Genomic DNA, 18885 nt, shown 5'->3' on the forward strand with positions numbered 1-18885 from the left:
GATGACATGCGCGGGACGAGGGTCCACGACCGAAGATGTTCCCGCCCGTGGGCCGTTCAGCCCTCCGGCCGCCGAAACAGCCACCAACCGGGCACCTGCGGGCCACCCCGCCAGGTGGGCGGGGCGGCCGGCGTCGAGTGGCGCAGGCGGGCGGGCGTCGGGCTGGTGGCGCGGTGTGGGCGGGACGGCGGCTACCGCCGGGTGACGGCCCGCAGGTACTCGCGGTTCAGGTTCCCGATGCTCGTCAGCGGGATGCCCTTCGGACAGGCCACGGTGCACTCACCGGTGTTGGTGCAGCCGCCGAAGCCCTCGGCGTCCATGGCCTCGACCATGTTGCGGACCCGGGTCTCGCGCTCCGGGGCGCCCTGGGGCAGCAGGTTGAGGTGGGTGACCTTGGCCGAGGTGAACAGCATCGACGACCCGTTCGGGCACGCCGCCACGCAGGCACCGCAGCCGATACAGGTCGCGTTGTCGAACGCGGCGTCGGCGACGGGCTTGGGCACCGGCGTCGAGTGCGCCTCGGGCGCGCTGCCGGTGACCACCGAGATGTAGCCGCCGGCGCCGATGATGCGGTCGAAGCTGGAGCGGTCGACGACCAGGTCCCGCACGACCGGGAAGGCGCCGGCCCGCCACGGCTCGACGTCGATGACGTCGCCGTCGTTGAACGAGCGCATGTGGAGCTGGCAGGTCGTGGTGCGGTCACGCGGGCCGTGCGCCTGGCCGTTGATGACCACTCCGCACGCGCCGCAGATGCCCTCGCGGCAGTCGTGGTCGAAGGCCACCGGATCCTCGCCCTCGAGGATGAGCCGCTCGTTGAGCACGTCGAGCATCTCGAGGAAGGACATGTCCGGGCTGACGTCGGGCAGGTCGTAGGTGACCATGGCACCGCGGTCCTCCGGGCCGCGCTGCCGCCAGATCCGAAGGGTGAGGTTCACGGTCGGGGCTCCTTCGAGTGCTGTGGGCTCGTCGCGCGGCGCGCGGACGTCCATGATCGCGCCGCCTGTGGCGCGGGGAAGACTGATGGCGGGGAGCGGGAAGCGGGGGAGGGGCGCGTCCGGAGCGGCCGGCGGCCGCTGGCTGCTCCGGACGGGACGTGCCCGCAGCCGCCCGGGCTCACCCGGTGGGACGTGTGCCGGCCGCCGCTGGCAGCCCCGTCGCCGGCCGCCACCGTACCGCCCCACACCGGGGCGACGGGTGGCGGCCGACCAGGAGGATCACGAGTAGTTGCGCTGGGCCAGGTGGACGTAGTCGAACTGCAGCGGCTCCCGGTGCAGCACCGGGGCCCCGCCGGTGTACTCCCACGCCGCCGCGTAGGCGAAGTGCTCGTCGTCGCGCAGCGCCTCGCCGTCCGGGGTCTGGCTCTCCTCGCGGAAGTGGCCGCCGCAGGACTCGGCGCGGTGCAGGGCGTCGATGCACAGCAGCTCGCCGAACTCGAGGAAGTCCGCGATCCGGTTCGCCTTCTCCAGCGACTGGTTCAGCTCGCCGGAGTCGCCCGGCACCTTCACCCGCCGCCAGAACTCCTCACGCAGCTCCGGGATGCGGGCGAGCGCCTTGCGCAGGCCCACCTCGGTGCGGCCCATGCCGCACTCGTCCCAGATGAGCTCGCCGAGCTCGCGGTGGAACGAGTCGGGCGTGCGGTCGCCGTTGATCTCCAGCAGTCGGCCGAGCCGGCCGGTGACCTCGCCGACGACGGACGTCACCGTCGGGTCGTCCAGGCTGACCGAGCCCAGCTTGGTGCTGGCGATGTAGTTGCCGATCATGGGCGGCAGGACGAAGTAGCCGTCGGCCAGGCCCTGCATGAGGGCGCTGGCGCCGAGGCGGTTCGCGCCGTGGTCGGAGAAGTTGGCCTCACCGATCACGAACATCCCGGGGATGGAGCTCTGCAGGTCGTAGTCGACCCACAGCCCGCCCATCGTGTAGTGGACGGCCGGGTAGATCCGCATCGGGACCTTGTACGGGTCCTCGCCGGTGATCCGCTCGTACATCTCGAACAGGTTGCCGTACTTCTCGCGGACCTTGTCCTCGCCCATGCGCTTGATGGCGTCGGCGAAGTCGAGGTAAACACCGAGCCCACCCGGGCCGACGCCGCGGCCGTCGTCGCACTGGTACTTCGCCGCGCGCGACGCGATGTCACGCGGGACCAGGTTGCCGAAGGCCGGGTAGATCCGCTCCAGGTAGTAGTCGCGCTCGGCCTCGGGGATCTGGTCCGGCGAGCGGGTGTCACCCTTCTGCTTGGGCACCCAGATGCGGCCGTCGTTGCGCAGCGACTCGCTCATCAGCGTGAGCTTGCCCTGGTACTCCCCGGAACGGGGGATACAGGTCGGGTGGATCTGCGTGTAGCAGGGGTTGGCGAACAGCGCCCCGCGCCGGTGGGCCCGCCACGTCGCCGTGGTGTTGGAGCCCTTGGCGTTGGTGGAGAGGAAGAAGACGTTGCCGTAGCCGCCGGTGGCGAGCACGACCGCGTCCGCCAGGTACGGAGTGATCTTGCCGGTGACCAGGTCGCGGGCGACGATGCCGCGGGCCCTGCCGTCGATGACGATCAGGTCGAGCATCTCGGTGCGGGGGTGGATCTCCACACCGCCGGCGTCGATCTGGCGGGACAGCGCCTGGTAGGCGCCGATCAGCAGCTGCTGGCCCGTCTGGCCCCGCGCGTAGAAGGTGCGCTGGACCTGCACGCCGCCGAAGGAGCGGGTGTCGAGCAGGCCGGAGTACTCGCGGGCGAACGGCACGCCCTGCGCGACGCACTGGTCGATGATCTGCGTCGAGATCTGGGCGAGCCGGTAGACGTTGGACTCGCGGGCGCGGAAGTCGCCGCCCTTGACCGTGTCGTAGAACAGCCGGTAGACGGAGTCGCCGTCGTTACGGTAGTTCTTCGCCGCGTTGATGCCGCCCTGCGCGGCGATCGAGTGCGCGCGCCGGGGCGAGTCCTGGAAGCAGAACTGGATGACCTTGTAACCCTGCTCGGCCAGGGTCGCGCCGGCCGCGCCGCCGGCGAGGCCGGTACCGACCACGATCACGGTGTGGCGGCGGCGGTTGGCGGGGTTGACCAGCTTGGCGGCGAACTTGCGCCGGTCCCAGCGGGTTTCGATCGGGCCGTCCGGGGCGGCGGTGTCGACGATGTCGTCGCCCACCGTCCAGTAGGAGCCTCCGCCAGAGCCGAGGGAGGTCGTCTCGGGCATCTCAGTCCACCAATCCGGCCAGCACGGCGATGGGAACGACCATGAAACCCGCCGAGAGGAGGACCGCCAGCACGGTCGCGACGGCCTTCAGGTTCTTTTCCCGGGCCGCACTGTGCACGCCGAGGGTACGAGCAGCGCTCCAGAATCCGTGATGGATGTGGAGACCGAGCGCTAGCATGGCGATGATGTAGAAAAGTGTGACCCACCACACGGAGAAGCTGGACACCACGTTGTCGTAGGCGGCGCCCTCGACCCCGTTGCGGTTGAGCGTCAGGGCCGTGAAATCGAGGAGGTGGTAAATGATGAACAGGCCGATGATGATGCCGCCGTAGCGCATCGTGTTCACGGCGTAGCTCGCCTCGAGCCGCTGCCGGTGCGAGTACTTCTGTGGCCGGGCCCTGAGGTCGCGCCGGCTGAGCTGGTACGCCGACGCGGCATGCAGAACCACCGCCACGAGCAGCAGGGCTCGCATGATCCAGAGGAACCAGGCTCCGTGGAGCGCCGGCACTCCGATCGAGCGCAGCCAGTGCGCGTACTCGTCGAAGCTCTCGCGGCCGAAGAAGATCTTCAGGTTCCCGAGCATGTGGGCGAGGAGATAGAGGAGCATCACCGCCCCGGTGACGGCCATCACAGCCTTCTTGCCGATGGTGGACCGCCAGAAGATGCCTACGGGGGACGTAGGCCGCGCGTCGTTCGTTACAGCCACGTTGGGAAACCCTAAGGACAAGTCTCCGAGTGGTCCAAGACATGATGGGCCTGATCTCGATAGGCAGTAACTATCGTCGGCTACCCTAAGGTGTGCAGCTCCATCAGCTTGCGTATTTCGTGGCCGTGGCCGAGACCAGGCACTTCACCCGTGCGGCCGAGCGTGAGCACGTAGCGCAGCCGTCCCTCTCGCAACAGATCCGTGCCCTGGAACAGGAGCTGGGTAGTCCCCTGTTCAACCGAATGCGGGGGAACATCACACTCACTCCGGCAGGGGAGACACTGCTCCCGCTGGCACGAAGGATCCTCGCCGACACCGAGACGGCCCGCCGTCAGGTGCAGGAGCTGCTCGACCTGCGGCACGGCACCGTGCGGCTGGGCGCGACGCCGAGCCTGTGCACCGGGTTCCTGCCCGAGGTGCTGCACGCCTTCCACCTCGACTACCCGGGCATCCGGCTGCTCGTCGAGGAGGGCGGCTCGCGCGATCTCATCCGCGACCTGGCGCAGGGCCACCTCGACCTGGCGCTCATCATCCTTCCGCTGCACAGCTCGGACCCGGCGCTGTCGACCACGCCGCTGCTGCGCGAGGACCTGGTCGTCGTCACGTCCGAGAACTCCCCGCCGCCGGCGCGGGACGGCCACCTCCAGGTGTCCGACCTGCGCCACCGCCCGCTGGTGATGTTCCGCCGGGGCTACGACCTCCGGGAGTTCACCGTGAGCGCCTGCCGGGTCGCCGGCTTCGAGCCGACCTTCGCGATCGAGGGCGGGGAGATGGACGCGGTGGTCGGCTTCGTCGAGGCCGGACTGGGTGCCGCGGTGATCCCGAGCATGGTCGCCCGGCGTCAGCGGCTGCGTACCACCGCCTTCGCTCCGCCCGGTCTGCACCGGACGATCGGGCTGGCCCACCGCCGTGACGTCGAGCCGCCGCGGGCGGCCCAGGAGCTGCGGCGCAGCCTGCGGGCCTACCTGAAGAGCACGGCTGAGGCCGGAACGCTCCCGCCGGGCACGGATCTCCTGCCCGGGTGACGCATGCCTCCCGGCGTGGATGACGTGCGTCCGCTGGCCGACGGCTCGACCTCTGAGTCACGCCTGAGGCGAGCCGGGCCCGGCGGGGAAGATGGAGGGCCTGACATCCTCCCCCGCGTGAACGCGGGGGACTCCAACTCCTACACACCCACCAGAAGGGGTGCGCAGTGTTGAGGTTCGCGGTTCACGGGCACGGCCAACGCCGCGCCTCCCCGCGCAGTCACGGCCCGTCCGGCCGCGATGTTCCCAACCGCGATGTTCACCGCCGCGTTCACGTCGGCGTTGGCCGTGTACCCGCAGGCGACGCACCAGAAGACCGCTTGGCTCTCACGGTTCCCGGACGCCACATGCCCGCAGGCACTGCAACGCTGACTCGTGTACGCGGCAGGGACCTTCTCCACCCGGCCGGGGGCCTTCTCCTCCAACCGCGCGACGAGCAGACCCCAACCGTTAGCCAGAATGCCCCGGTTCAACCCGGCTTTCTGCCGCACGTTGCTTCCCGGCGCCTCGACGGTGCCCCGCGCAGAGCGGGTCATCTGCCCGATCTTCAGATCCTCGACGCGGATCACGTCGAACCGGCGGGCAAGATCGGTACTGGTCTTCTCGACCCAGTCCTTGCGCCGGTCAACCTCCCGGGCACGCAGCCGTGCGATCCGGGCCTTGAGGCGCCCGCGCCGCTGCGACCCACGCCTGGCCCTCGACAGCCGGCGCTGCAACCGGACCAGCCGCGCCCGCTCCCCGGCTCGCAGACCGGGGCAGGACAGCAGCTCCCCCGTCGACAGTGCCGCCGACACGACCACCCCACGGTCCACCCCGACAACCCCGCCCGTACCCGGCGCGGGGATCGGATGCGGGGCCACGGCGAACGCCACATGCCAGCGGCCCGCACGATCCCGCGTCACCCGATACGACCTCGCGCCCGGCACAGCACGGGACCAGCGGAACCTCACCCAGCCCGCCTTCGGGACACGCACCCGCGCCCACCGGCGATTCACCCGCCGGACGTCGCCCGGTTTCACCGCCACGATCCGGAACCCCTCACCACGCCCACGCCTACGGAAAGTGGGCCTGCGATGCGAACCGCGGAAGAAGTTCGCCATCGCCGTCGCGAAGTCACGCAAAGCCTGCTGCTGCACGATGACACTGCCCGCCGCCAGCCACGGATTGCCCGACCGGGCCTCGGTCAACTGCCGGTTCTGCTCCGCATAACCCGGCGCCCGGCCACGCCACGGCCGGTACCACGACTGCTGCTCACACGCGAGGTTCCACACGAACCGAGCATGCCCACAGTGCACCAACAGGGCCTGTTCCTGCACCGCATCGGGATACAACCGAAACCTCGACACAGCCACACCCTAACATCACCGCACAACGACGAAGAATCCGAACATCCCACTCTCGGACGACCCGCGCACCCGCCTCACCGAAATCGCGAAAGAAGACATCTAATTTCTACGCAACGAGATCATCCACCTGTTGCACTGCATTTTCGGACGGCGATCCGCCTGGCGGCGGATCGCCTGCCCCTGCCCCGCTCCGCGGGAGACCGAATTCCTCCCCGGCCCGAAGGCCGGGGCATCCCCCGGGAGCTCTGGTGACGACCACGCCGACGCTGCGGATCACCGGCCACGTCCTGGTGGGCCCCGACGACGTCCGGGATGAGGCCTGGGTGGTCGACGGGCGGGTGAGCTTCTCCGCCCCGACCGGGGCCGCCGCACGCGACGTGCGCACCGTGTCAGGGTGGGCGATCCCCGGCCTCGTCGACGCGCACTGCCACGTGGGCCTCGTCGCGACCGGGGCCACCGACGCCGCGACCGCCGAAGACCAGATCCGCACCGACCGGGACACCGGCGCCCTCCTGCTGCGCGACGCGGGATCGCCGTCCGACACCCGCTGGATCGACGACCGCCCGGACCTGCCGCGACTGATCCGCGCCGGCCGGCACATCGCGCGGCCCAGGCGCTACCTGCGCGGCTACGCGGCCGAAGTGGACCCGGGCGACCTCGTCGCCGAGGTCATCGAGCAGGCCGGCCGCGGCGACGGCTGGGTCAAACTCGTCGGTGACTGGATCGACCGCTCCGTGGGCGACCTCGCCCCCTGCTGGCCGCCGGACGCGGCCCGCGCCGCGATCGACGCCGCACACGCCCACGGCGCCCGGGTGACGGCACACTGTTTCGCCGAGAACTCCCTCACCGACCTGGCCCGGGCCGGTATCGACTGCGTCGAACACGCCACCGGGCTCACCGCCGACACCATCACGCTGTTCGCCGAGCGCGGCGTCGCGATCGTCCCGACCCTGGTGAACATCGCGACCTTCGAAGGGATCGCCGCCGGCGCCGAGGCGAGGTTCCCCACCTATGCCCGCCACATGCGCGACCTGCACGCCCGCCGGTACGACACCGTGGCCGCCGCGCACGAGGCCGGCATTCCGATCTACGTCGGCACGGACGCCGGCGGCTCCCTCCCGCACGGCCTGGTGGCAGACGAGGTGGCCGAGCTCGTCGCCGCCGGGCTCCCGCCGCGGACGGCCCTCGGTGCCGCCTGCTGGGACGCCCGCCGTTGGCTCGGCCGACCCGGCCTGGAGGAGGCCGCGCCCGCCGACCTCGTGGTCTACCCCGAGGACCCGACCGCGGACGTCCGCGTACTGCGCGCCCCCGACCTCATCGTCCTGCGCGGCCGCGCGATCTAGACGTCCCTTCGGGCCGTGGGCCCGGCGGAACCTCTCCGCGTGCCGCTCGTTCCACGTGTGGTGGGGCGGCGCCGCACCGATGCGCGGAGCCCGGTGGCTGGTGGGAGAGAGGCGGAGGGCCGGATGACGGAGCTGGTGTCCGGCGCGAACCTGACCCTGCCCGGCCCCGTGGTCGCGTTGTCACTCCCCGGTCCCTTCGATGTGACCGCTCTGGTCCTCGGGCCGGACGGCCGAGTCTCCGGCGACCGGGACATGATCTTCTACAACCAGCCGACCGGTCCCGGTGTCACCCTGCGCGCCACCGCGGGCGTGCCTTCCGTCGAGCTCGACCTGGATGGCCTGCGCCCCGGCGGTGAGCGGGTCGTCCTGGTCGCGAGCCCCGCCGACGGCGCCACCCCCTTCGGTCGGCTGCCACCACCGCTGGCCACCCTGCGCGCCGCCGGCCGCACGATCGCGACGCTGCGCCCACCCCGCCTCGGGACGCAGACGGCGCTACAGCTCGCCGAGCTCTACCGGCGGGACAGGAACTGGAAGATCCGCGCGCTCGGCCTGGGCTACGCGGACGGACTGGCCGGGCTCGCCCGCGACTTCGGCGTCGATGTCAGCGCTGATGGCGGCGTCGACGCCGGGCCGGCCGGGGGAGTTTCCCGCGCGCCGGACGGTGGGGACCTCGCCGAGGTCGTGGCGCTGACGAACGTCGAACGAGCCCGGGGCGGCCTGGTCGCCCTGGTCACCGAGCCGCGGCTGGCCGCGGCGGCGCGCAGGCACAGCGCCGACATGGCGACCCGGGGGTTCTTCGCCCACGACACCCCGGACGGCATCACGGTGGCCGACCGGGTCCTGGCCGCCGGCTACTCCTACGCCGTCGTGGCCGAGAACATCGCGGCCGGCCAGCGCACCGCCGCCGAGGTGGTCGCCGGCTGGATGAACAGCCCGCCGCACCGCGCGAACATCCTGCGCCCCGAGGTCCGCCAGATAGGCGTGGCCCGCTTCGACGGCGGCGAGTACGGCGTCTACTGGACCCAGGTCTTCGGCACCCCCCGCTGACTCCCGCCCCCGGCACTTCGGTGTGTCCCCACGCTGGTGGAATTGCGGTGGCCGTCCATTGCCGGCGGCAGCCGGGTCCAAAGGTGGCGATTCGTCGGCGGCTGGTGTGACGTAGGGTCTCCCGGACGCCGGCCGAGGGCTGAATGCCCTGGTCCGGGCCCCTCGGAGCGGCGCCGGCGGGGTCTGGGTCCGGTGAGTTGTGGCTGGTTTGCTTGTCCGGCGACCATTCACGACCTTACGTTCGCTCCCGTCACCGTGATCAGTATTGTCGCGGTGGTCGTATGGTTCCGCGTATCTTCTCGCGGGCTTCCGGGGGGTCCTCTGTGACCATCCCGAGCGCAGGCAGGCACCGGTCACCGGTGCCATGTGAGGTGGGCGGCCGTGGACGACGTCATGGGCTACGCCCTGTTGAGCCTGGGTGCCGGCGCGCTGTACGCGCTCGTCGCCACCGGCGTGGTCGTGATCCAGCGCGGTGCCGGCGTGTTGAACATGGCGCAGGGCGCGCTGCTGGCGTGGGCCGCGTACGCGTTCCACGGGGCGCGCGACGAGTGGGGTCTGCCCGCGGCGCCGGCGGCGGTGCTCGCCGTCGGGTCGACGATGGCGGTCGGCCTGGTGTTCCACCAGCTGGTACTCCGCCCGATGCGCCAGGCCACGGCCGTGCTGCGCCTGATGGCCACGCTCGGCCTGCTGATCGTCATCCAGTCGCTGCTGACCCTGATGTACGGCGGGGATGTCCGGCGTTCGCCCACCGTGCTGCCGACCGGCAAGGTGACCCTGTTCGACACCGCGGTCGGGGTGGACGTCCTGGTGCGGCTCGCCGTGGTGGCTGCCGTCGTGGCGGGGCTGTGGGCGGTGTTCCGGTTCACCACGCTCGGGCTCGCGGCGACCGCGGTGACGGAGAATCCGCAGGCCGCGGCGTCGCTGGGCTGGTCGCCGGACGCGGTGGCGAGCTGGGCGTGGCTGGCCGGGTCGGCGCTGGCGGGGCTGGGCGGTGTGCTGCTCGCGCCGCTGCAGAATCCGTTGTCGGCCGGTGGTCTGATGCTGCTGATCGTCCCGGGGCTGGCGGTGGCGCTGGTCGCCCGGTTCCGGTCGCTGCCGGCGGTGCTGGTGGGGGCGCTGGCGCTGGGCATCGTGGAGCTGGAGACCCAGGTCTACCTGGTCGCGGACCATCCCGCCTGGCGGGGTGTCGACCGTGCCGTCCCGCTCGCGGTGATCGTGTTCTACCTGGCGGTGCGCGGGCGCGGCATTCCCGACCGGGGCCATGTCGCCGAGCGCCATCCGGTGCTGGGTAGCGGCCGGGTGCACTGGCGGGCACTGGGGATCACGGTCGGCTGCGCGCTTGTCGCCGTGTGGTGGCTGCTGCCTGCGTCCTGGGTGAACGCGCTGAACGCGAACGCCATCTGGGCGACGATCATCCTGTCAGTCGTGGTGCTGGTCGGCTTCACCGGGCAGCTCTCGCTGGCGCAGCTCGCCTTCTCCGGGATCGCGGCACTGATCGCCGGACGGCTGGTCGCCACCCGGGGCTGGCCGCTGGAGGCTGCCCTCGTGGTGGGCGTCGCCGGGACGGCGGTCGTCGGCGTGCTGTTCGCGCTGCCGGCGCTGCGCACCCGGGGCCTGCAACTGGCCGTCGTGACGCTCGGCCTCGGTGCTGCCGTGGACGCGCTGCTGTTCCAGCGCGGTTACCACTCGCCCGCGGCAAGCCCGCTCGGTGCCCTCTTCGGCGATCTCGGCACGCTCGAGGGGACGGAGGTCGGCGACGCGACCCTGTTCGGGATCAGTCTGGACAAGGTGACGCACCCGCGCGGGTTCGCGACCCTGTCGCTGCTCACGTTCGTCCTGCTCGGGCTGGCGGTGGCGAACCTGCGGCGGGGGCGCGCGGGACGGCGGCTGATCGCCGTCCGGACGAACGAGCGGGCCGCGGCGGCGCTGGGCATCAGCGTGGTCGGGGCGAAGCTTTACGCCTTCGCGCTGTCCGCCGCGATCGCCGGCTTCGGGGGAGTGCTGTACGCGTTCTACACCTACGGCGAACGCGGCAACATCGACTACGGCGGCGGCCTGTTCTCGCCGTTCGCCTCGATCCTGCTGATCGCCTACGCGGTCGTCGGGGGAGTCGGCTGGATCAGCGGTTCCTTCGCCGGCGCGACGATGGCCGCCGAGGCGCTGGCGACGAGAGCCGGGGCCTGGGTCGGCAGCGTCCTCGGCCAGCTCGGCCTGCTGCTGCGCCTGCTCTTCGCCGCGGCCGCCGGCCTGCTGGGCCTCGCGGTCGGCCGCGCCGTCGTGCCAGGTACGGGGCCGACAGTGCCGGCCGCAGGCGGGACGGCGCCGGGCGCGGTGCGGGCCGCGCACCTGCGGCGGGCGGCGCCGTGGGTGGTGACCGCGGCCTTCGCCGGAGCCGCCTTCGCGGGCGGGGGCAGGGTCGTCGACTGGCTGGCCGACCTTGACCGCTACGTCCCGCTGATCGGCGGCCTGGTGCTGGTCACGGTCCTCTCCCGGTCCGGTGGTGGGATGGCGCCGGAGAACGCCCGTACCGCCCGCCGGATCCTGGAGCGCCGCTTCCCGAAGGCCGTCGAGCGGCGGATGGCCGCCGATGCGGCCCGGGTCGCCCGCCTGCTCGGCCCCGCTCCGACCCTCGGCCCCACTCCGACCCTCGAACCAGCTCTCGCCACCCCGAACGCCACCAATGCCTCCGCTCCCGCCGCAGCGGCGGGCCCGGCGACGGGACCGATCCGCCGGGTCGGCACGGTCGCCTACCCGGCCCGGCCGGCCACGCTGTCGGTCTGGGGACTGTCGGTGAGCTTCGGGCCGGTGGCTGCGGTCCGCTCGGTCGACCTGCGGGTCGAGCCGGGACGGGTCGTCGGCGTGATCGGCCCGAACGGTGCGGGCAAGACGACGGTGATCGACGCGATCACCGGCTACACCTCGTCCGTCTCGCGGTCCCTGATGCTCGGCGACACCCGGCTCGACCGGCTGCCGGCCCACCTGCGTGCCCGTGCCGGGATCAGCCGGTCGTTCCAGAACCTCGAGCTTTTCGAGGATCTCACGGTCATCGAGAACATCCAGGCCGCCTGCGACCCGCGGGACGCCCGTGCCTACGCCGGTGACCTGGTGCTGCCGCGCTCCCGGCCGCTGCCCGCCGCGGCCGCCGCCGCCGTGGAGGCCTTCGGCCTGCGCGAGGACCTGCTCCGCACGGTCTCTGAGCTCTCCTACGGCCGCCGCCGGCTGCTGGCGATCGCCCGCGCGGTGGCGACCTGCCCGTCCGTGCTGCTGCTGGACGAGCCGTGCGCGGGGCTCGACGAGAACGAGAGCGCCGGGGTGGCGACGCTGCTGCGGCGGCTGGCGGACAACTGGGGGCTGGGAATCCTGCTCAACGAGCACGACATGGACGTGGTGATGCGGATCTGCGACCAGGTGGTCGTTCTCGACGGCGGTGAGGTGATCGCGCAGGGCACCCCGGGCCAGGTACGGGTCGACCCGCGGGTGCGCCGGGCCTACCTGGGCGCGGCGACCGGCACCGGCCGCACACCGGCGGCAGGCACGCCCGGCTCGGCGGGTGCGGCAGCCGGCGCGACAGGCACGGCCAGCTCGCCGGGAACAGCGGGTACGGCCGCCAGCGCCACGCGACCGGCTGGCCGGGGCCGGCGGTGAGCCCGAACCCGCCGGCCCCCGGTGTGCCGCGGCCCAGGACGGGGACTGGCCCGCCGGTGCTCAGCGCGCGCGGGCTGTCGGCCGGCTACGGCGAGGGCGGGCCGGTGGTCCGCGGGCTCGACCTGGACCTGCGGCCGGGGGAGGTGGTCACCCTGCTCGGGCCGAACGGCGCCGGCAAGACGACGACGCTGCTCGCGCTGAGCGGGGCGCTGTCGCCCAGCGGCGGCACCGTCTCGTGGAACGGCCGGGTGACGACCGCCCCGCTGCACCAGCGTGCCCGCGCCGGGCTGGCCTTCGTCCCCGAGGACAGGTCTGTGATCATGGATCTGACGGTGCGGGAGAACCTGCGGCTCGGCCGCGCCGACACCGGCGTGGCGCTGGAGACGTTCCCTGAGCTGGCCGGGCATCTCGACCGGCGGGCGGGTTTGCTCTCCGGTGGTCAGCAGCAGATGGTCGCGCTCGCCCGGGCCCTCGCGCGCCGGCCCGCGGCTCTGCTCGCCGACGAGCTCTCGCTCGGCCTGGCGCCCCAGCTGGTCGAACGGCTGCTCGGCGCCGTCCGGGCCGCGGCCGACGGTGGCCTCGCCGTGCTCCTCGTCGAGCAGCATGTGCGTAGCGCGCTGGCGGTGGCCGACCGGGTGATCGTCCTGCGGCATGGCCAGGTCGCGTGGTCGGGCCCGGCAGCCGGGGTGCGGGCGGATCCCGACCTGCTCCTCGGCGCCTACCTGCCCCTGGCCTGACGCGCCACCCGAAGGTCGTCGCCTGGCGCGCGGGCCGGCTGGGCCCGCGCGCCAGGCCGTCGGGTCAGGAAGCGCCGCGGGTCAGCAGGCCGAGCGCCTCGTAGGTCTCCGGCCCGAGCGGGACGAAGGTGTGCTGGGCGCTGTTCCAGCGGGCACCGCGCATCGTCGTGTTGAAGACGCGCTCCACGCCCGGGATGGGGTTGGGTGTGGTGAAGTCCAGCGGCGGGATCACGCCGAGGTCGAGGCCCTTGGTCGCGCGGAGCTGCTCGAGCAGGCTCTTCGTCGTCAGGTCGCCCGAGACGGAGTTGCCGACCTTCTCGGCGATCTGGACGGACAGCCACGCCCCGGTGGTCTCCGTGGAATCCCGGAGGTCGGCGCGCGCGTCGGCGTCGCCCCCAGCCGCCTCGGCGTCCATTTCGGAGATCATCCGCTTGAGTTCGGGGAACTCGGCGGCCTGGCTGAGCTCGGGGAACGCGCTGGCGACGACGAGGTTGTCGGCGGCCGGCCCGAGCGTGGCGAGGTACTCCTTGGAGAGGGTGCCGGCCGCGTGGCAGGTGCGCAGGTTCGGGTCGCCGCCGCCGATGACCGCGTAGGCGGCCTGGTCGAACACCACCAGGACGGCGCCGTCCGCACCCGCCCTGCTCAGCTGTGCGACGGTCGGGGTGAGGTCGCTGCTGGTGATCGGGATGCGCAACTCGGGGTTGATCGGCGCCCCGGCCGCGCGCCCGCCGGCCTGGGCCATCGTGATCAGGCGGTCACTCGCGCTCAGGTCGTAGCCGACCAGCCCGATCTTGGACGCCCCGGCCTTGCGTAGCAGCGACGGGCAGACGGCCGGGTAGAAGGTGAGCGGGCTGACGACGAAGCTGACGTCCGAGCTGAGCTCGGAGCCGTCCGCCGCGATCCCGGCCGACCCGATCGCCGGGATGCCGGCCTCCTCGAGGATCGGCATGATCCCGCCCGAGCCGTTGACGGTGGAGACCACGGCCAGAACGTGCTCGTCCACCGCCTTCTGGGCGCATTCCTTCGCCGCGGTGGGGTCGTTCTTCTCGTTGCAGTGCAGGATCTCGACCGGATGGCCCTTGATGCCGCCACGCTCGTTGACACCGCGGGCGGCGGCCCGGACCGCCGCCACCATCTCGGGATGGTTGGCCCCGGTGGTGCCGACCGGCGCGATGATCATCAGCTTGACCGGGGCGCCGGAGCTGGTGGCCGTGCCACCGCCCTGCTCGCCGTCGCCGCCGCCGCACGCGGCGAGCGCCAGCGCGGCCCCGGCGAAGGCGGCCCCGAGCCGCAGACCCAGACGTCGTCTCACCGGTTCGTCCCTCCTGAATACTCCTGGCGTGCCGGCGGCGCGGCGGGGTCGTCCGCCCGCGCGGCGCCACAGGCCTCGCCACGGTAGACCCGTCCGTACGCGATCCCTACGGCAGGGTGAGTCGGGAATCTCCCAGTGTGTCTCCCGGGTGACGCTACGCAGCGTCGCGGGTCGTGGCGTCACCAGGGCATGGCGAGACCGCGCACACTCGCCCTGACCAGGCCGGACGTGGTGCCCGAAGGTCAGGGCGCGGGTGCCGGAAGGTGTCGCCGGCCGGCGCCGCTCAGATCATCTGGGACGCTGCTCGGATCAATGTCAGATCACCTGGGACCACGCGTAGGCGAAGCCCATGACGTGGTCGGTCAGTGTCTCCAGGTGGCTCGCCGTCCGCTGGTCGACCACCTCGCCGTCCGGGCCGAAGGGCGGCGTCGAGGTGTCGATCGAGACGCCGAGCGGGGTCGGCCAGCCGCGCAGGGCGTGGACGGACGAGCGCAGCGTCGCGAGCGCGGTGCCTGCGGTCTGCGGGCCGTCCGCGCAGACGATGAGCCCGACCGCGCGCCCGTCGAGATAGGGGCGGGGCGCGTCCCGGAGATCCTCCAGATAGTCCAGGGCGTTCTTGACCAGGCCCGACATGCCGCCGTGGTAGCCGGGAGTGGCGATGACGAGGCCGTCCGCCCGGGCCACCTCACTGATCAGCCGCTGGGCCGCCGGCGTCCGCTTGCGCTGTTCCGGGACGTACATCGGCAGGTCCAGGTCGGCCGAGCCGAGCAGGACGGTCTCCGCTCCCGCGCCGGCCATCGTCCGCAGGACGGTGCTCAGCGCGTGCAGCGTCGTCGACTCCGGCCGGGTCGTCCCCCCGATGCCGACGATGGTCGGGCGGCGCCGCCGCTCGTTCCGGACAGTCGGACCCGCGAACCCGGTCAGCCCACTGAGCGCGTCGAGCCCGCCCAGGCCGCCCAGCGGGTCACCCCCCGACCGGGCCGGTAGATCCTGACCCGGTCGTACCCGGCGCCGGGCCAGCAGGCCCTCGGAGTTGTGCCCCTCGCCGTTCGTCGTGAACGCGCCGTGCACGTCGTCCATCGACTCCTCCTCACCAGACCTCGTGCGGTTCCCCGGTGGACCGGCGCGGTGCGGCGCCCCGGTACGCGACCGGCGACCGCCCGAGACCGGGCCCCCGCCGAGGCCCGGGCGCCCAGCGCCGGACATCGGTCGGATGTGTTGAATGACTTCTCATCTCATTACCGCAAAGACCAGGTCAGATGCGACGGATGGTGGCCGGTCGGCGTGTCACGGGTGGTCGGCGTGTCAGGAGTGGTCCGGGCCGCGCCGCAGCGCAGCCGGCAGCGCCACCGCGCCCGGACCGAAGGCGGCGACCCGGTCGTCGGGGTTGGACATGTGACAGTGCTGCAACGACAGGCAGCCGCAGCCGATGCACGAGTCGAGACCGTCACGCAGCCGCTCCAGCGCCTCGATCTGCTCGTCGAGGCGGATACGCCAGTCGCGTGAGATCGCCGTCCAGTCCGCGCGGGTCGGGGTCCGCTCGTCGGGCAGCCGCCGCAGCGCCTCCCGGACCTCCTCCAGGCTCAGGCCGATGTTGCGCGCGGCCCGGATGAACGCCAGTCGGCGCAGCACATGGCGGGCGTAGCGCCGCTGGCCGCCACTGGTCCGGCTCGCGGTGAGCAGGCCCTCCCGCTCGTAGAAGCGCAGCGCGGACGGGGTGAACCCGCTGCGGTGCACGACCTCGCCGAGGGTCAGCAGATCCGTGGAGCGCATCGCCCGACGGTACTACCTGAACCTGAAGTCAGGTAAAGCTAGTCCGGGTGGCTCACCGCCGGAACGGACCGGACACCTCGAAGGTCATCCCGGTCCGGCCGCGCCCGTCCTTCCCCCGTTGGGAGGAGAAGTACAGCCGGCGCCCGTCGGGACTGAAGGCCGGGCCGGTGATCTCGGAGCGGCGATGGTCCGGCAGGTGCAGGAAACGGGAGACGACGCCGGCACTTGTGATCATGTGCAGTGCCGGCCCGGGGTTGTCCTCGGCGATGAACAGGTCGCCGGCGGCCGATCCGGTGATGTTGTCCGGGCCCGTCATCCGCGTTCCGCCGCGCGGGACCTGCTCGGGGTCGTAGAGCACGGAGATCCGCTCGCCGACCGCGTCGTAGGCCCAGACCCGGTTGTCGCCCTTGGTGGTGAAGAAGCAGGTGCCCGCCACGTAGTAGCAGCCCTCGCCGCCGTCGAAGGCGCGGGCGTCGGAGACCTGCCTGCGGGTCGAGCGCGGCAGGCCGTCCGGGTCGGGGACCCGCGCCCAGCGCACCGGACCGGACTCGGTGTCCTCGGGTGCGACCAGCACCTCCAGGACGCCCGCGGACAGATCGCCCCACCGGGCCGGGCGGAAGCGGTAGAAGCAGCCGTCGCGGCGGTCCTCGGTGAGGTAGACGACCTGGCGGTCGGGGTCGCAGGCGGCCGCCTCGTGGGTGAACCGCCCCATCGCGGGGCGTGCCACCGCGTCCCGGCGGCCGTCCGGCCATGTCTCGTGCACCTGCCCGAACGCGTGCTCCTCGCAGGAGAGCCAGGTGCCCCACGGCGTCGCCCCGCCCGAGCAGTTGGCCGAGGTACGCCGCAGGATCCTGCTGGCCGAGACGATCGTGCCGGTGGCGTCGAAGCGCAGCGCCGAGGCGCCCCCGCGCCACGTCGTCTCGGAGTTGGAGACATAGGTCCAACCCGTTCCGGCGGGGAAGCAGGCGCCGCCGTCCGGGGCGTCGTGCCACTCGAGATCCGTGCCGGGGACGACCTGGCGCGAACGGGCGACCACCCGGCTGGTGAACCCGCGGGGCAGGGCGACCCCGTCGGCGTCGGGTGCCTGAGGGAGGCCATAGGGGCCCTCGCCCGGTCGGGCGGTGGCGGCGAGCGCGGGTGCCCAGCTCGCTCCGGACAGAGCGGCCACCCCGGCGCTCGCGAGCGCCAGGCGCAGCACGGTGCGGCGGTCCACGGTTGTCGCCTCCTCACTGCGGTCAGCGACCCGACCCTAAAGTGATGACGATGGCACTGCTAGTAGTGGTGGGGGCGGTAGCGGGTCGTCCGCCGGCGGCGGTGACGCATGTCTCTGGCGCCGGAGGCGCCGGTGGGGCGTTGATACGGTTCGTCCGTGCTGGTCTCGGTTTTCCCGTCCGATGACGGTCCTGGTCCGGACGATCAGCCCGGGCCGGGGGGCGCCGGCGACCGGCGCGGCGAGACGCCCTCGCCGAACGGGCAGGCTGCGGCCGGGCCCGCGGCGCACCGGCGGCACGATCCGCTGGGCGATCGCTGGATCATCGTCTCGGCGGGCCGGGTGGCGCGCCCGTGGCGCGGCGGCCAGGAAGTGGTCGCCACCGCCGTGGGGACCTACGACCCCGAATGCCATCTCTGCCCGGGAAACGTGCGCGCCTCCGGCAAGGCGAATCCCGACTACGACGGCGTTTACGTGTTCGACAACGACTTCCCGGCGCTGCGCCCCGAGCCCGCGGACCTGGCCGCGTCTCCCGATCAGGCGGTGTCTCCCGATCAGGCGGTGTTTGCTGATCCGTCCGGGCTGGATGCGCGGGCGGCGGGGCTGCTGCACGCCGAGCCGGGCATCGGCACGTGCCGCGTCGTCTGCTTCGACCCGGGCCACGACCAGTCACTGGCGAGCCTGGGGCTCGACCGGGTGCGGGCGGTGGTCGACACCTGGGCCGACCAGGAGCGTGAGCTCGGCCGGACCTGGAACTGGGTGCAGATCTTCGAGAACCGCGGCGCCGCGATGGGGGCGTCCAGCCCGCACCCGCACGGGCAGATCTGGGCGTCGTCGTTCCTGCCCGACCTCGCCGCGGTCGAGGACCGCACCCAGCGCGACCATCTACGGTCCAGGGGCACCTCGCTGCTGGTCGACTACGCGGCGCTGGAGGCTGAGCTCGCCGCCGCGGATGACGGCGCCAGCACCGCCGCCGCCAGCAGAGTCGCTGCTGGCAAGGCCACCAACGGCAAAGCCACCAATGGCAAAGCCACTGACGGCGTGGACGGCCCCGGCCGGTCCGCGAGCCGGGTGGTCGTGGCGAACGACCACTGGCTCGTCGTCGTCCCCTACTGGGCGTTCTGGCCGTTCGAGACGCTGGTGCTCCCGCGCCGCCCGGTCGGCCTGCTCCAGCACCTGACCGACGCCGAGCGCGACGCGCTGGCACAGGCGCTGCGGTCCCTGCTCAGCTGCTACGACGCGCTGTTCGACTCGCCCTTCCCCTACTCGATGGGCTGGCACGCGGCGCCCGGCGCGCGCCCGGATCCCGACGCGCCGGTGCCCGCGCACTGGCAGCTGCATGCCCACTTCCACCCGCCGCTGCTGCGGTCACCGACCGTCCGCAAGCACCTGGTGGGCTACGAGATGTTCGCAGGCGTGCTACGCGACATCACCCCGGAGGACGCCGCCGCCCGGCTGCGGGCCGCCGGGGCGCGCGCGGAGAAACGGACAACAGAGCCCACACGGGGGCTCATGCCGGGATGATCCCGAGCGGTGGCCTGGCTTCCGGTGGCAGCAGACGC

Annotated in this window: 14 protein-coding genes; 6 read left to right on the forward strand and 8 right to left on the reverse strand. The window is 72.6% G+C overall.

What is annotated here, in order from left to right:
* Nucleotides 1-191 precede the first annotated feature (191 nt).
* The 3 genes from FRANEAN1_RS06290 to FRANEAN1_RS06300 form a co-directional block, all read right to left on the reverse strand.
* The gene (locus FRANEAN1_RS06290; protein WP_020458904.1) at nt 192-935 is read right to left on the reverse strand and encodes a succinate dehydrogenase/fumarate reductase iron-sulfur subunit; all 744 of its coding nucleotides are present in this window, start codon (nt 933-935) and stop codon (nt 192-194) included.
* Between the two features lie 279 nt (nt 936-1214).
* Complete coding sequence (locus FRANEAN1_RS06295) at nt 1215-3179, reverse strand: fumarate reductase/succinate dehydrogenase flavoprotein subunit (RefSeq protein WP_020458905.1); 1965 nt, start codon at nt 3177-3179, stop codon at nt 1215-1217.
* Nucleotide 3180: 1 nt separating this feature from the next.
* Nucleotides 3181-3843 carry a succinate dehydrogenase cytochrome b subunit gene (locus tag FRANEAN1_RS06300; RefSeq protein ID WP_308301298.1) on the reverse strand — a complete coding sequence of 221 codons (663 nt, stop codon included), beginning with the start codon at nt 3841-3843 and terminating at the stop codon, nt 3181-3183.
* Nucleotides 3844-3977: 134 nt separating this feature from the next.
* Here FRANEAN1_RS06300 and FRANEAN1_RS06305 point away from each other — a divergent pair, with 134 nt between their 5' ends.
* A complete protein-coding gene (locus FRANEAN1_RS06305) occupies nt 3978-4910 on the forward strand; it encodes a LysR substrate-binding domain-containing protein (protein WP_020458907.1) in 933 nt (310 codons plus the stop codon).
* Nucleotides 4911-5050: 140 nt separating this feature from the next.
* Here FRANEAN1_RS06305 and FRANEAN1_RS06310 read toward each other — a convergent pair whose 3' ends face one another.
* Nucleotides 5051-6256 (reverse strand): RNA-guided endonuclease TnpB family protein, encoded by a 1206-nt coding sequence (locus FRANEAN1_RS06310; RefSeq protein WP_041253751.1) that lies wholly within the window; start codon nt 6254-6256, stop codon nt 5051-5053.
* 248 nt (nt 6257-6504) lie between these two features.
* Here FRANEAN1_RS06310 and FRANEAN1_RS06315 point away from each other — a divergent pair, with 248 nt between their 5' ends.
* The 4 genes from FRANEAN1_RS06315 (at nt 6505) to FRANEAN1_RS06330 (ending at nt 13028) form a co-directional block, all read left to right on the forward strand.
* Nucleotides 6505-7599, forward strand: coding sequence for an amidohydrolase family protein (locus FRANEAN1_RS06315; protein ID WP_020458909.1), 1095 nt, complete (start codon nt 6505-6507; stop codon nt 7597-7599).
* A gap of 123 nt (nt 7600-7722) precedes the next feature.
* On the forward strand, nt 7723-8646 hold the full coding sequence (locus tag FRANEAN1_RS06320) for a CAP domain-containing protein (protein WP_041253752.1): 924 nt from the start codon (nt 7723-7725) through the stop codon (nt 8644-8646).
* A gap of 381 nt (nt 8647-9027) precedes the next feature.
* Nucleotides 9028-12291 carry an ATP-binding cassette domain-containing protein gene (locus FRANEAN1_RS06325; protein ID WP_020458911.1) on the forward strand — a complete coding sequence of 1088 codons (3264 nt, stop codon included), beginning with the start codon at nt 9028-9030 and terminating at the stop codon, nt 12289-12291.
* A complete protein-coding gene (locus FRANEAN1_RS06330) occupies nt 12288-13028 on the forward strand; it encodes an ATP-binding cassette domain-containing protein (protein ID WP_020458912.1) in 741 nt (246 codons plus the stop codon). The genes FRANEAN1_RS06325 and FRANEAN1_RS06330 overlap by 4 nt, the downstream gene beginning before the upstream one ends.
* A 64-nt stretch (nt 13029-13092) precedes the next feature.
* On the opposite strand, the gene FRANEAN1_RS06335 is transcribed toward FRANEAN1_RS06330, so the two are convergent.
* The 4 genes from FRANEAN1_RS06335 to FRANEAN1_RS06350 all read right to left on the reverse strand — a co-directional run bounded on the left by FRANEAN1_RS06335 (nt 13093) and on the right by FRANEAN1_RS06350 (nt 17326).
* Entirely contained in the window at nt 13093-14340 is a 1248-nt protein-coding gene (locus tag FRANEAN1_RS06335; RefSeq protein ID WP_020458913.1) for an ABC transporter substrate-binding protein, read from the reverse strand.
* Nucleotides 14341-14655: 315 nt separating this feature from the next.
* Nucleotides 14656-15420 (reverse strand): NADPH-dependent FMN reductase, encoded by a 765-nt coding sequence (locus FRANEAN1_RS06340; protein WP_020458914.1) that lies wholly within the window; start codon nt 15418-15420, stop codon nt 14656-14658.
* A gap of 225 nt (nt 15421-15645) precedes the next feature.
* Nucleotides 15646-16113 (reverse strand): redox-sensitive transcriptional activator SoxR, encoded by a 468-nt coding sequence (gene soxR, locus FRANEAN1_RS06345; RefSeq protein WP_020458915.1) that lies wholly within the window; start codon nt 16111-16113, stop codon nt 15646-15648.
* A gap of 52 nt (nt 16114-16165) precedes the next feature.
* Complete coding sequence (locus tag FRANEAN1_RS06350; protein WP_020458916.1) at nt 16166-17326, reverse strand: alkaline phosphatase PhoX; 1161 nt, start codon at nt 17324-17326, stop codon at nt 16166-16168.
* Nucleotides 17327-17482: 156 nt separating this feature from the next.
* On the opposite strand from FRANEAN1_RS06350, the gene FRANEAN1_RS06355 reads away from it, so the two are divergent.
* Nucleotides 17483-18847 (forward strand): UDP-glucose--hexose-1-phosphate uridylyltransferase, encoded by a 1365-nt coding sequence (locus tag FRANEAN1_RS06355; RefSeq protein WP_020458917.1) that lies wholly within the window; start codon nt 17483-17485, stop codon nt 18845-18847.
* Nucleotides 18848-18885 lie beyond the last annotated feature (38 nt).

It is taken from the genome of Parafrankia sp. EAN1pec (genome assembly GCF_000018005.1).
Classification (GTDB): Bacteria; Actinomycetota; Actinomycetes; order Frankiales; family Frankiaceae; genus Parafrankia; species Parafrankia soli.

Bases quoted from the DNA above. Each gene is read 5' to 3' on its own strand.
- soxR (WP_020458915.1), bottom strand. From the start codon at position 16,113: ATGCGCTCCACGGATCTGCTGACCCTCGGCGAGGTCGTGCACCGCAGC.
- FRANEAN1_RS06320 (WP_041253752.1), top strand. From the start codon at position 7,723: ATGACGGAGCTGGTGTCCGGCGCGAACCTGACCCTGCCCGGCCCCGTG.
- FRANEAN1_RS06295 (WP_020458905.1), bottom strand. From the start codon at position 3,179: ATGCCCGAGACGACCTCCCTCGGCTCTGGCGGAGGCTCCTACTGGACG.
- FRANEAN1_RS06340 (WP_020458914.1), bottom strand. From the start codon at position 15,420: ATGGACGACGTGCACGGCGCGTTCACGACGAACGGCGAGGGGCACAAC.